The sequence below is a fragment of the Asanoa ishikariensis genome (genome assembly GCF_900107455.1).
Lineage (GTDB): Bacteria > Actinomycetota > Actinomycetes > Mycobacteriales > Micromonosporaceae > Asanoa > Asanoa ishikariensis.
Map to the genome: position 1 here is coordinate 2,071,325 of NZ_FNQB01000001.1, position 12,846 is coordinate 2,084,170.

General features: G+C 69.4%; 13 protein-coding genes. 4 read left to right on the top strand and 9 right to left on the bottom strand.

Going from position 1 to position 12,846, the window contains the following annotated elements:
• Window positions 1–43: 43 nt before the first annotated feature.
• From BLV39_RS09800 to lepA, 6 genes are all read right to left on the bottom strand, one after another.
• Window positions 44–874, bottom strand: coding sequence for a carbohydrate ABC transporter permease (locus tag BLV39_RS09800; protein WP_090789479.1), 831 nt, complete (start codon window positions 872–874; stop codon window positions 44–46).
• Window positions 871–1,860 (bottom strand): carbohydrate ABC transporter permease, encoded by a 990-nt coding sequence (locus tag BLV39_RS09805; RefSeq protein ID WP_090789481.1) that lies wholly within the window; start codon window positions 1,858–1,860, stop codon window positions 871–873. The genes BLV39_RS09800 and BLV39_RS09805 overlap by 4 nt, the downstream gene beginning before the upstream one ends.
• The gene (locus tag BLV39_RS09810; protein ID WP_239083977.1) at window positions 1,857–3,152 is read right to left on the bottom strand and encodes a sugar ABC transporter substrate-binding protein; all 1,296 of its coding nucleotides are present in this window, start codon (window positions 3,150–3,152) and stop codon (window positions 1,857–1,859) included. The genes BLV39_RS09805 and BLV39_RS09810 overlap by 4 nt, the downstream gene beginning before the upstream one ends.
• A 168-nt stretch (window positions 3,153–3,320) precedes the next feature.
• A complete protein-coding gene (locus BLV39_RS09815; protein WP_090789483.1) occupies window positions 3,321–3,605 on the bottom strand; it encodes a GlsB/YeaQ/YmgE family stress response membrane protein in 285 nt (94 codons plus the stop codon).
• 91 nt (window positions 3,606–3,696) lie between these two features.
• Window positions 3,697–4,380, bottom strand: coding sequence for an NUDIX domain-containing protein (locus BLV39_RS09820; protein ID WP_090789485.1), 684 nt, complete (start codon window positions 4,378–4,380; stop codon window positions 3,697–3,699).
• Window positions 4,377–6,257: a translation elongation factor 4 gene (gene lepA, locus BLV39_RS09825; RefSeq protein ID WP_090789487.1), complete on the bottom strand. Its 1,881-nt coding sequence runs from the start codon at window positions 6,255–6,257 to the stop codon at window positions 4,377–4,379. Before lepA ends, BLV39_RS09820 begins: the two co-directional genes overlap by 4 nt.
• A 97-nt stretch (window positions 6,258–6,354) precedes the next feature.
• On the opposite strand from lepA, the gene BLV39_RS09830 reads away from it, so the two are divergent.
• From BLV39_RS09830 to BLV39_RS09840, 3 genes are all read left to right on the top strand, one after another.
• Window positions 6,355–7,338, top strand: a complete 984-nt coding sequence (locus BLV39_RS09830) for a phosphotransferase (protein WP_090791325.1) — start codon at window positions 6,355–6,357, stop codon at window positions 7,336–7,338.
• A 215-nt stretch (window positions 7,339–7,553) separates the two neighbouring features.
• On the top strand, window positions 7,554–7,820 hold the full coding sequence (gene rpsT, locus BLV39_RS09835) for a 30S ribosomal protein S20 (RefSeq protein WP_090789489.1): 267 nt from the start codon (window positions 7,554–7,556) through the stop codon (window positions 7,818–7,820).
• A gap of 106 nt (window positions 7,821–7,926) precedes the next feature.
• Window positions 7,927–8,562: an MOSC domain-containing protein gene (locus BLV39_RS09840; protein ID WP_090789491.1), complete on the top strand. Its 636-nt coding sequence runs from the start codon at window positions 7,927–7,929 to the stop codon at window positions 8,560–8,562.
• A gap of 134 nt (window positions 8,563–8,696) precedes the next feature.
• On the opposite strand, the gene BLV39_RS09845 is transcribed toward BLV39_RS09840, so the two are convergent.
• The 3 genes from BLV39_RS09845 to BLV39_RS09855 all read right to left on the bottom strand — a co-directional run bounded on the left by BLV39_RS09845 (window position 8,697) and on the right by BLV39_RS09855 (window position 11,612).
• Window positions 8,697–9,599 carry a phytanoyl-CoA dioxygenase family protein gene (locus tag BLV39_RS09845; protein WP_090789493.1) on the bottom strand — a complete coding sequence of 301 codons (903 nt, stop codon included), beginning with the start codon at window positions 9,597–9,599 and terminating at the stop codon, window positions 8,697–8,699.
• Window positions 9,600–9,907: 308 nt separating this feature from the next.
• Window positions 9,908–10,771 (bottom strand): hypothetical protein, encoded by an 864-nt coding sequence (locus BLV39_RS09850; RefSeq protein ID WP_373315414.1) that lies wholly within the window; start codon window positions 10,769–10,771, stop codon window positions 9,908–9,910.
• A gap of 73 nt (window positions 10,772–10,844) precedes the next feature.
• Entirely contained in the window at window positions 10,845–11,612 is a 768-nt protein-coding gene (locus BLV39_RS09855; RefSeq protein ID WP_090789496.1) for an enoyl-CoA hydratase family protein, read from the bottom strand.
• Window positions 11,613–11,630: 18 nt separating this feature from the next.
• On the opposite strand from BLV39_RS09855, the gene hemW reads away from it, so the two are divergent.
• Window positions 11,631–12,836, top strand: a complete 1,206-nt coding sequence (gene hemW / locus BLV39_RS09860; RefSeq protein ID WP_090789497.1) for a radical SAM family heme chaperone HemW — start codon at window positions 11,631–11,633, stop codon at window positions 12,834–12,836.
• Window positions 12,837–12,846: the final 10 nt, after the last annotated feature.

Genomic DNA, 12,846 nt, shown 5'->3' on the forward strand with positions numbered 1-12,846 from the left:
CCGAAAAGCGTGGCTGAACCCACCAGCCGCGTACCCCGACGGCTCAGCCCTTGATCGCCCCCGCGGCCAACCCACTGACCATCCGTCGCTGAACCACAAGGAAGAAGATCAGCACCGGGATCGTCAGGATCGTCGACGCGGCCATCACCGGGCCCCAGGCCGTGTCGTCGCGGCCGAAGAAGAAGGTCATCGCGACCGGCAACGTGTACCGCGTCTGGTCATTGAGGAACGTCAGCGCGAAGATCAATTCGTTCCAGGCCACGATGAACGAGAAGATGCTCGTCGCCGCCAGACCAGGTGCTACCAGCGGCAGCAGGATCCGGCGGAAGATCTGTGCCCGGCTGGCGCCGTCGATCGCCGCCGCTTCCTCCAGCTCGACGGGCACGGCGGCCACGAAACCGCGCAGCATCCAGACCGCGAACGGTAGCGAGAATCCCACATAGGTCAGCACCAGGCTGGCCAGCGTGTCGTAGAGCCCCAGCCGCTGGATCATCAGGAACAACGGGATGACCAGCGCCTCCAGCGGGATCATCTGCACGACCAACAGCATCACCAGGATGCTGGTACGGAAACGGAACTTGAACCGGGCCACCGCCGTCGCCGCCAGCAGGGCGATCAGGCCGCTGATCACGACCGTCGCGAAAGCCACCAGGACGCTGTTGCGGAAGAAGTCCACGAAGGTCACGCCGGGGATGAGGTCGCCCGTCAGGATCGTTCGGTAGTGGACCAGCGTCGGATGCCGGGGGAACGGCACCGGGCCGCCGGAGAAGATCTCCGGTGTTGACTTGAACGAGGTCGCGACCATCCACACGACGGGGAACACGGCGAACGCCGCGACGAGCAGACCGAGCAGGTTGACCGTCGACCGTCTCACAGTTCCTCCTGCTTGAGCAGGGACCGCACGTACACGCCGGTCACGATCAACAGGATCGCCGTCAGCACGACCGCGATCGTCGCGCCCAGGCCGTACTTCGGGGGTGGCGAGAAGGCCGTCGCGTACGAGTAGATGGAGAGCATGAAGGTCGGGCGGTCCTGCGTGCCCCCGGCCAGCACGTACTGCTGCGTGAAGACCTTGAAGTCCCAGATCGTCGAGAGCACCACCAGGATCCCGAACACCGGCCGCAGCAGCGGGAACGTGATCGACCAGAACGACCGCCACGGTCCGGCGCCGTCCACCCGGGCGGCCTCCAGCAGCTCACCGGGCAGGCTCTTCAGACCCGCCAGCACCGACACCGCGATGAACGGGAACGAGTGCCAGACGATTACCAAGGTCAAGATGGAGAAGAACGACAGCGGCGCGTTGAACCACCCGTAGCCGGTCCAGTCGGACCGTCCGAACAGAGCAGACGACAGACCGTCAGGCAGCGCGTTGAACAGCCACGTAACAAGCCCGTTCGTGTCGTCGAAGATCCACTTCCAGGTGATCGTGCCGGTCAGCGCGGGCGTCGCCCAGGCCAACAGGACGCAACCGCCGACGAAAGAAGCCATCCGGCGACCCAGCCGATGCAGCAACAACCCGACGAGCGTCCCCAGCACCATGGTCAGGACCACATTGGCCACCGCGAACAACACCGTATTGCGCAGGACGGTATGGAAGAACGGGTCTGTCAGGATCTCGCGGTAGTTCGCGAGCCCGGCGAACGGCCACGGTCGCTGGCCGCGCACCTGGCGCACGCTGTCGAGGTCGTACAGCGACATCACCACGACCTGGCCCAGCGGCCAGAGCAACAGCGCGGCGATGACCACCAGACAGGGGAGCAGCAGGAGGTACGGAACCCGGCCCGCCCCCCGGCGGAAGGAGCGAGCCGGGGGAGCGGGCCGGGCCGGTGCGTCAGGGGCGACGCGGGTCGACGTCGTCACTTGGCGTTGAGAATGCTCTCGATCTCGGCGGCCGCGTCGGTCGTCGCCTGGTCGACCGTCTTCTGGCCCTTCATGACCGCGCTGTTCATCGCCTGTGTCACCGTCTTGGTGCGGCTGACCTCGACCCACTTCGGCGTCATCGGCGTGAGCTTGGTGCTCTTCATGCTCGCCGCGAAGGCCGCCATGATCTTGTCGTCGTTGTAGCCGCTGCCGACCAGGTCGGAGTAGACGGGGAAGAACTTCAGGCTGTCGGCGTACTTCTTGTTGTTCTGCTTGTCGAGCAGCACCGTCATGTAGTCCCAGGCCACGTCCTTGACCTTGCTGTCCTCCCAGATCGCGATGTCGGACCCGCCGGCGAACGCGGGCGACTCACCACCGGTCGGCCCGGGGATCGGGAACGTGCCCCAGACCTTGTCCAGGTTGGGGTCGGCCTCCAGCATCGCCGCCTGCTGCCAGCTTCCGCCGAACGCCATGGCCGCCTTGCCGGTGGCGAACTGGGTACGCGCGTCGACCTCGTTCCAGGCCGCCGCCGCGGAGGGCGCCACCTTGTGCACGGTGACCAGGTCGGTCCAGAACTTGACCGCCTGGCGCGCCTCCGCCGAGGTGTAGCCGGACTTCCACGTGCCGCCGTTGTCGGTCGCGATCTCGCCGCCCGCTCCCCAGAGGAACGAGTAGAACGGCAGCTCGGAGTTGCCCGGCACGGCGATGCCGTAGGTGCCCGGCTTCTTCGCCTGCACGGCCTTGGCCACCGTCACGAGCTCGTCCCAGGTCTTCGGCGGCTGTACGCCCGCCGCCTGGAACCAGTCGGTCCGGTAGTAGATCGCGCGCACGCCGGCGTACCAGGGAATGCCGTACTGCTTGCCGTCGAGCTGGGCGTTCTTCACCAGGTCCGGCAGGATGTCCTTGCCCGGTGCCCAGCCGGCGAGCCGGTCGGTCACGTCGCTGAGTGCCTCTTGCTGCGCCCAGCCCTGCGTCTCGGTGTTGCCGAGCTCTGTGACGTCGGGGCCTTCGCCGCCGGCGAGCGCCGCCTGGAACTTCTTCGGTGCCTCGAGCCACGGGATGTACTGCACGACCACGTCGGTGCTCGGGTGCTTCTGCTTGAACTCCTGCTCGACGCCGTCGAGGAAGGTGTTCTGCGCGTCGCCGCCCTCACCCATCATCCAGACGGTGAGCTTGGCCGGGTCTGCCGCCTTGTCATCATTGCCGCTATCGTCGCTGCCGCAAGCGCTCGCGAGCATCGCGGCCGTCAGGATCACCGTGACAACCTGGAACGGTTTCCGCCTCGTCTTCACGACGCATTCCCTTCCGCGATGGGGGTTCGGGGGATGTAGGTAACCTTCTTCGCGGCAGACTAGTACGAAAATTTCTTTTACGACAGTGGTGTACGTCGTTTCCTGGTCACCAAGGTCGCACACACGAAACGGGCGCCCCGAAGGGCGCCCGTCTTCAGTTACCGTGCGTCAGTGGCGGACCCGACGGCGGCCACGGCCGTACATGCTCACGGTCAGCAGCACGCCGACGGCGGCGAGAGCGATCTGCAGGAGCAGCTCGCGCCAGTCGATGAAGCCCCCGGTGTCGGCGAAGCCGCCGGCGCGGGCGATCGCGGAGCCCAGCAGTGCGGCTACGACACCGATGACCAGCGTCAGCCAGATCGGGATGTTCTGGCGGCCGGGCACGACCAGTCGGCCCAGCGCACCGATGATCAGACCGACGATGATTGCGGTGATGATTCCACCTGGGGTCATGGCCCTTCCTCCTCCTCGGGGGGTGTGTGACAACCCGTGAATTCCCGAGGCGGTCGAACGCCAAACCGGATCCATCCTCCTGACGGAAGGTTTATTTCACCGACGGCAAAGATTCGGGTGCGGCAGCGCGCCGGAGCCGGGCCGCGTCGACCAGGGCAGCGTCCATTGTCGAGAACGCCATCTTCGGCGGGTCGGCCAGATCGAACCAGGTCAGGTCGGTCGACTCGGCCGGGTCGAGCCGGATCGCCGACACGTCCAGGGTCGCGAAGTAGAAGCAGTCCAACACCGGCAGGAGCTCGTTCTGGAACTCGTACGCGCCGACGTACATGCCGATGAAGCCCGTGATCTGGACCTCGACACCGAGTTCCTCGCGCCCTTCGCGGACCGCCGCGGCCAGTGGGTGCTCGAAGCCGTCGCAGAACCCGCCCGGCACCTCCCACAGCCCGGCCATCGGGTCGATCGCCCGGCGCAACGCCAGGAACCGGCCCGCGTCGTCGACCACGATCAGGCTCGCCGTCGGGCGCGCGTTGACGTAGAGCTGGTAGCCGCAGGACGGGCACGCGGTCGGCGGGCGGCCGGCCAGCGGCGAGCCACACCGTGCGCAGAAACCGGCGGACGGCCCGGACGCGAGCGGCGCGGGCGCCGAACCGGAAACCGGCGGCGCGGCCGCCGAGCCGGTCACCGAAGGCGCGGCCGCCGAGCCGGTCACCGAAGGCGCGGCTGCCGAGTTCGACAAATGCGGCGCGAGTGCCGAGTCCGAGGACTCGGCGGTCACTTCTTCGCGGCCTTGATCTCGGCGGGCGAGTCCGAGGTGGACAGGGCGGCGATGAAGGCCTCCTGCGGCACCTCCACGCGGCCGACCATCTTCATCCGCTTCTTGCCTTCCTTCTGCTTCTCCAGCAGCTTGCGCTTACGGGTGATGTCACCGCCGTAGCACTTGGCCAGCACGTCCTTGCGGATCGCCCTGATCGTCTCGCGGGCGATCACCCGGCTGCCGATCGCGGCCTGGATCGGCACCTCGAACTGCTGCCGGGGGATCAGCTTCTGCAGCTTCGACGCGATGTTGACGCCGTAGTTGTAGGCCTTGTCCTTGTGGACGATCGCGCTGAACGCGTCGACCGCCTCGCCGTGCAGCAGGATGTCGACCTTGACAAGGTCGGAGTGCTGCTCGCCGGAGGGCTCGTAGTCGAGGCTCGCGTAGCCCTTCGTGCGGCTCTTGAGCTGGTCGAAGAAGTCGTAGATGATCTCGGCCAGCGGCAGCGTGTAACGCAGCTCGACGCGGTCGGTCGAGAGGTAGTCCATGCCGAGCAGCGAGCCCCGGCGGCCCTGGCACAGCTCCATGACCGCGCCGACGTAGTCGTTGGGCGTCAGGACCGTCGCCCGTACCACCGGCTCGTAGATCTCGGCGACCCGGCCGACCGGGAACTCGCTCGGGTTGGTCACCGTGAGCTCGGAGGCGTCGTCCATCGTGACCCGGTAGACCACGTTGGGCGCGGTGGAGATCAGGTCGAGCGCGAACTCGCGCTCCAGCCGCTCGCGGATGATCTCCAGGTGGAGCAGGCCGAGGAAGCCGACACGGAAGCCGAAGCCGAGCGCGGCACTCGTCTCGGGCTCGTAGACCAGCGCGGCGTCGTTGAGCTTGAGCCGGTCGAGGGCGTCGCGCAGCGCCGGGTAGTCGGAGCCGTCGATCGGGTAGAGACCCGAGTAGACCATCGGCCGCGGGTCCTTGTAGCCACCCAGCGCCTTCGTGGCCGCCCGACCGTTGATCGTGACGGTGTCACCGACCCGGGACTGCCGGACGTCCTTCACGCCGGTGATCAGGTAGCCCACCTCGCCGACACCGAGCGCCGGCGACTTGACCATCTCGGGCGAGATGACGCCGATCTCCAGGAGCTCGTGCACGGCACCGGTGGACATCATCTTGATCCGGTCGCGGGCTTCGATCTTTCCGTCGATCACCCGGACGTACGTGATCACGCCGCGGTAGATGTCGTACACGGAGTCGAAGATCATCGCTCGGGCGGGCGCCGCCGCGTCGCCGACCGGCGGGGTGAACTGCCGGACGATCTCGTCGAGCAGGTGCGCCACGCCCTCGCCGGTCTTGCCGGAGACCCGCAGGCAGTCCTCCGGCCGGCCGCCGATCAGGTGGGCGAGCTCCTCGGCGTACTTGTCGGGCTGCGCCGCCGGCAGGTCGATCTTGTTGAGCACCGGGATGATGTGCAGGTCGTTCTCGAGCGCCAGGTAGAGGTTGGCGAGCGTCTGCGCCTCGATGCCCTGCGCGGCGTCGACCAGCAGCACGGCGCCCTCGCAGGCGGCCAGGCTGCGCGACACCTCGTACGTGAAGTCGACGTGCCCCGGAGTGTCGATCATGTTGAGGACGGCCTGCTCGCCGGTCTGCTCACCCTGGCGCACGGTCCACGGCATCCGGACCGCCTGCGACTTGATCGTGATGCCGCGCTCGCGCTCGATGTCCATGCGGTCCAGGTACTGGGCACGCATCTGGCGCGGGTCGACCACCTCGGTCAACTGCAGCATCCGGTCGGCCAGCGTCGACTTGCCATGGTCGATGTGGGCGATGATGCAGAAGTTGCGGATGCGCGCCGGGTCGGAGGAGCCAGGCTGGTTGGCGCCGGGGTCGAGCGTCGGTGGCACGGTGGTCCGTTCTGGTCGGCAGCGGTCAAGGTCGCTCTCTATGCTCCCATGTCCAATTGGGTTGGCCGGCAGGGCGCGGTCCGGCAGCATGCTGGCCATGCTCGCGCCACCGCCGTTCGCCTACGACGAGACCGCCCGCCGGCCGTCCTGGGCGGCGCTGTCCGCCGACCTGCGTGCCGCGATCGAGGGCCGGCTCGGCGCGCCAGTGGTCGCCGACTGGCCGGCCGGGGCCGGCTTCACCAGCGGCTTCGCCGCGCTGCTCGAAACGGCCGCGGGGGACCGGGTATTCGTCAAGGCCGCTCGCTCCGCCGACCAGCGGCATCTTTGCGACTGGTACGCCCACGAGGTGCTGGTCTCGGCCGTCCTCCCGGCGGCCGTGCGGGCACCCCGGCCGCTCTGGACCCTGGCGACGTCGGACTTCTTCGTGCTGTGCGCGGAGGCGGTCCCGGGCCACACCCCGGCGCTGCCCTGGTCGCCCGCGGAGCTCACGGCGACCCTGGACACGTGGGCCGAGGCGGCCGCCGCCCTGGCCGACCCGCCCCAGGCCCTGCTCGACCTGCGCCTGCCCGCGCTGGCGACGATGCTCGCCGACGAGTTCGGCGGCTGGCGCTGGATGGTCGAGGGCCGGGTGCCGTTGCCGCCGTCGGCCGAGCCGGCCCGTGACCGCATGCCCGCGCTGGCCGCCCTGGAGGCGGAGGCGCCGGCGTTGGCCGCTCCCGTCGGCCGCGAGTTGATGCACTGCGACCTGCGCCTCGACAACGTCATCATCGACGGCGCCGGCCGGGCCTGGCTGTGCGACTGGAACTGGCTCTGCCACGGACCCGCCTGGTTCGACACGGCCGTCCTGCTGATCACCGCCCACGCGGGCGGCCTCGACGCCGACAAGCTCTGGTCCGACCACCCGACGTCGGCCGACGCCCCTGAGGGCGCCCTGGACGCGGCGTTGGCGGCGCTGTCCGGCTACTTCCTGACGCGTGGGGCCGCCCCACCCAACGACGCGGCGCCCACGGTCCGCGCCCACCAGACCTGGCATGGCGAGGTGGCGCTGGACTGGCTCTACGCCCGGCAGGGCTGGACGTAACCCACCCGAGGGGATATGTGCCGATTGGTGGCCGGCGGCGGGCTCGGGCGTGGGCTGTGGGCACGTGGTTGCGTACTGTTGTGGGGTTCGTGGGGGCAGTGGCCGGCCAAGGGGCGTTTTGGCCCGTCAATGGGTTGCTGGTAGGCTGGCTTTTCGCGTGTGGCGACGTTCGCCTGCGCCCCATTCATTCAGAGAAGCAAGGACGAGGCTGTCGCGTGGCGAACATCAAGTCCCAGATCAAGCGCAACCGGCAGAACGAGAAGCGCCGTCTGCGTAACAAGTCGGTCAAGTCGTCGCTGAAGACCGCGATCCGCAAGTTCCACGAGGCGACCGCGGCCGGCGACACCGAGAAGGCCGCTGTGCTGATGCGTGACGCAACGCGCAAGCTGGACAAGGCTGTCAGCAAGGGCGTCATCCACAAGAACCAGGCGGCGAACCGCAAGTCGGCCATCGCCAAGAAGGCCACCCCGGCTGCCGCCTGAGCTGTCGGATCAGCTTTCGCCGAGGGTCGGCCGCGCTAGCGGTCCGGCCCTCGCGGCGTTTCCGGCCGGGGTCGGCAGGCCAGCGCCGGCAACGTAGCGTGGGCGCATGACAGGGCGCCTTCTCTCGGTCAACACCGGTAGCCGCAAGATCACGGACTACGCCGACGGGCCTGGTGGGCAGACCGGCATCAACAAGCAGCCGACCATCGACCGGGTCACGGTGTCGGATGCTGGGGTCGATGGTGACTACATCGGCAATCGCCGTGTGCACGGGGGTCCGGACCAGGCCGTTTATGCCTATGCCGTCGAGGATGCTCGTTGGTGGGCCGACGAGCTCGGGCGTGAGTTGTGGGCCGGTGCGTTTGGGGAAAACCTCACCACCGAAGGCGTTGACGTCACCGACGCGCTGATCGGGGAGCGCTGGGCGATCGGGTCCGCGGTCCTCCAGGTGACCAAGCCGCGCGAGCCCTGCATGACGTTCGCTGGTTTTTGGGGTGTGCCTGACCTGATCAAGCGCTTCAGCAACCACGGCGCGCCTGGCGCTTATCTACGGGTGCTGACGCCCGGTCAGGTCGGTGTCGATGACACCGTCGAGGTGGTCCACCGGCCCGACCACGACGTCACCATCGGCCAGATGTTCCGCGCCTTCAACGGCCACCCGGAGCTGCTGCCGAGCCTGCTGGCCGCGACAGACATCCCGGAACCCCTGCTGTCGAGGATCCGCCGCCGCGTCGGCGCCTGATCGGCGCTCCAACGCTCTGCGCCGGCCCACCGCGGACGTGGCAGGGCCGGGCCCCCAAGGGCCTGGCCCGGTGTCCGGCGGGAGCAACGGTCGTGCCCCCGGCGGACCCGGGCCAGGTTGATGTTCCTAATGAACTAGCGGAGCCAGGGGACGTTGCGGTCGAGGAGGCCGCGCGTCTTGAGCTCCTTGCGCAGCGGGATCTCGTCGTCGATGTAGCCGTCCCAGTTGATGCCCCAGTAGTTCGCCGTGTGGGTGCCCTCGCCCAGCAGCTGGCGCTGCACCGGCGTGCGGTTCTGCCACCACTGCGACGCCAGGTCGGGGTGCAGTTCGTCCAGCGGGCGGATCCACCGGTACGTGTAGCCGACGAACAGCATCTTCCGCGTGATGGTCGACAGGTTCGTCGAGCGCGAGTGCCACTGGCGGCGGTCGAAGATGAACGCGTCGCCGGGGTTCGCGGTGATCTCGACCGTGCCCTCAGGGTCCGGGTTCTGCACCGTCAGGTCGGCCGGGCGCGGCAGCGAGTTCAGCAGGTGGCTGCCCGGGATGACCTTGGTCGCGCCGCGGCCGTTCTCCGAGAGGTCGGAGAGGACGTACGCCACCTTCAGCGAGAACATCGGGCGCGGGAGGTTCGGGTCCATCGTCTCCGGGTCGGAGTTCTGGCGGTACCCGTCCTGGTGCCAGCCCCAGTACGGCTTCTCCGGCTCGAGCGCCGGCGGAGTGACGTCGAGGTGGTTGTGGTGCGTGTAGATGTTCCAGCCCGCGAGGCCCCACATGTACGGGAACGCGACCGGGTGGGTCAGCAGCTCACCGAACAGTTCGTCGCGGTCGAGGAAGCCGAGCAGGTGGAGGGTGCCGTCCTTGGTGGTGTTGCCGGCGGCCTTCTCCTCGGCGTACACCCGGTCGACCGCCTCTTCGAGCGCGGCCCGGTGGTCCTCGGTCAGGACGTTGCGCAGGAGCATGAAGCCCTGCTCGTGGAACTCCTTGCGGTCGACCTCGCTGATCGGCTCATAGCCGGTGCGGCCTCCGTAGTCGAACACGTGATTTCCTCCTCGTGACGTCGCTCGGGCCGTCACCTCGACCGGTCGTTCGGGCCGTCTTCGGCCCTGCATAACGCAAAATCTGAAGAGATTTCGCGCACCCCGGCGATGCTAGAGGGGTCCGTCACGCCGACAACACTTCTCTCGGCCGGAGATTCACGGCGATCGGCGGATCGGCACGATATGGAGGGGCGTCATTACGGCGGGCGATGGTAGGTCACCCTAAATGCGCGTAAATCAGGCGCAAGATCGTACGGAAAGTGAGATAGAACTCAGTTCGCACGTGGTGAACGATCGGCGATTCGCGGTCAGGCGTCCGCGAAGACCTCGGCCTGGACCTGGCTCGTGCCCGCGCCGTCGACCTTCGACCAGCGGCCGCCGTCGGCTGACCATTCCAGGCCGGCGAACCGGACCGTCTTGACCCCGTGGTCGGTGGCGTGCGAGACCAGCCAGTGCGCGTAGCGCCAGCCTGCGGTCGCGTCAACGGCGGCCACCGCGAACCCGGCGCCCTCGGGCACCGTCTCGACCCTGCCCCAGTCCAGGTTGAGCACCTTGGTCAGTGAGGTCGCGGCCAGTACGCCGCGCATCAGCGGCTCGCCGGGGACCGTGCAGGCGACCGCGCCGGTCGCCCGGCCGAGCAGCGCCGCGGCCAGCACGCCGGCCTCGTCGGACCACTTCTCGTAGGCCTCCGGGTACGCCGACCGCTGCACCGCCTGGGCCGCGTCGGTGACCCGCATGTCCTGCCAGCCGCGCACCTTCTTGAGGCCGGTGTAGAACTTGCCCGCCGCGTACCGCGGATCGCGGATCTGCTCCGGCTTGCCCCAGCCCTGGCTCGGCCGTTGCTGGAAGAGCCCGAGCGAGTCACGGTCGCCGCCGGGCAGGTTCTCCAGCTTCGACTCCTGGAGGGCCGTCGCCAGCGCCACCACGACGCCGCGCTCCGGGACCTTCCGGCGTACGCCCACCGCGGTGATCGTGGCGGCGTTGGCCATCTGGGCGGCGTCGAGGGTGACCGGCGGGCTGTCGTCGCCGGCGCGCACGGTGCAGTCGCGGGACGGCGCGGGCAGCGAGATGTCAGGCGCCTTGAAGTCCTGCTTGCTCAGCCAGACTGCGAACGCCGCGACCAGGAAGAGCGCGACGATCCCGACAACAACGCCACGACCTCGCACCGACACCTCCGCGCTCCTGTTGTGGCAAAGGTTACGACGACAGCGCGAAACCGGGAAACGACGACGCGGCTATGTGGCCTTAACCGGGGATCCAGGCGGGGTCGCGCTTCTCCCGGAAGGCGGCCACGCCCTCGCGGCCTTCTTCGGAGAGGAAGTAACCGACGGAGCGCGCGCCGAGCTCCGCCGCGTCCTCCCGGACCGAGGCCAGGGGCGCGCGGGTCAGCAGCTCTTTCGTGCCGGCGAGAGCTCCGGGCGCGCCGCGCACCAGGGCGGCGCAGTACGAGCGCACCGTGGCGTCCAGCTCCTCGGCGCCCACGGCGGCGGTGGCCAGCCCGATCTCGACCGCCCGTGCGCCGTCGAACAGCTCGCCCGTCAGGTAGAGCGCCTGTGCGGCCCGCGGAGAGAGCCGGCGGAGCACCGTCGACGAGATCACCGCCGGGATCACCCCGAGCCGGACCTCCGTGAAGGCGAACGTCGCCTCCGTCGCGCAGATCGCGATGTCGGCCGCGGCGACCAGGCCGAGCCCGCCGGCCCGGGCGGGGCCGCCGATCCGGGCGACGACCGGCTTCGGGCACTCGACCACGGCGGCCAGCACGTCGCCGAGCATCCCGACCGGGACCTGTCCGGACGCGTACGCGGCCGCGGTCTCCTTGAGGTCGGCACCTGAGCAGAACACCGGCCCGGTGTGCGACAGCACCACCACCCGCACCGCGGGGTCGGCCACGGCCGCCGCCAGGGCGTCCAGCAGCTCGGTCATCAACGGCGTGGAGAGCGCGTTGCGGTTGTGCGGGCTGTCGAGGGTGAGGGTGGTTACCCCACGGTCGGTGTCGACCCGGACGAGAGTCATGTGGCGCACACTAGTGGAATGCCCGGTCCACTTCCCGACGGCGAAGCCGTGCCGTCCGACGGCGCGCTGCCCGACTCCGCGTTGCGTGCGGTCGGCGCGCGCGGCTTCGGCGTCTACGTGCACGTCCCGTTCTGCACCTCGCGGTGCGGCTACTGCGACTTCAACACGTACGCGCCGGGTGACCTGCCGGGCTGGCGCACCGACGGCTACGCCGACACCGTGCTGGCGGAGCTCGAGCTCGCGGCCCGGACGCTGGGCACCGCACCCGCGGTCGACACGGTCTTCGTCGGAGGTGGCACACCCACCCTGCTGCCCACCGACGACCTGGCCCGCATCCTGGAGGCGATCGACAAGACCTGGGGGCTCGCGCCGGACGCCGAGGTGACCACCGAGGCCAACCCGGAGTCGGTCACGCCGGAGAGCCTGCGCGCGCTGCGGGCCGCCGGCTACACCCGGATCTCGCTGGGCATGCAGTCGGTGGCGCCGGGGGTGCTGCGCGTCCTCGACCGCAAGCACTCGCCGGGGCGGGCGGCCCAGGCCGCCACGGAGGCGCGCGCGGCCGGCTTCGACCACGTCAACCTGGACCTGATCTACGGGACGCCGGGTGAGACCGCCGATGACTTCGCGGCCTCGCTGGCCACCGCGATCGGTGCTGGTGTCGACCACGTCAGCGCGTACGCCCTGATCGTCGAGGACGGCACCCGGCTGGCCACCCGGATCCGTCGTGGCGAGCTGTCGCAGCCGTCCGACGACGTGGCCGCGGACCGCTACCTGGCCGCGGAGGCGGCACTGAGCGCGGCCGGATTCGGCTGGTACGAGGTGTCGAACTGGGCCACCACGGCGGCCGGGCGATGCCGGCACAACCTGCTCTACTGGACCGGCGGCGACTGGTGGGGCGTCGGCCCGGGCGCGCACAGCCACGTCGGCGGCGTGCGGTGGTGGAACGTCAAACATCCCGCCGGGTACGCGCAGCGCCTGGCCGAGGGCCACTCGCCAGGCGCCGGCCGGGAGATGCTGACCGCGCAGGACCAGCACACGGAAGACGTCATGCTGCGGCTGCGACTGGCCTCGGGGTTGCCGCTGGACGTGCTCGACCCGGCCGGCCGGCTGGCCGCGGAGCGGGCCCAGGCCGACGGCCTGCTGGAGCTCGACGGCGGGGTCGCGGTGCTGACCCTGCGCGGCCGCCTGCTCGCCGACGCCGTGGTCCGTGACCTGCTCGGCTAGAACGCGCCGA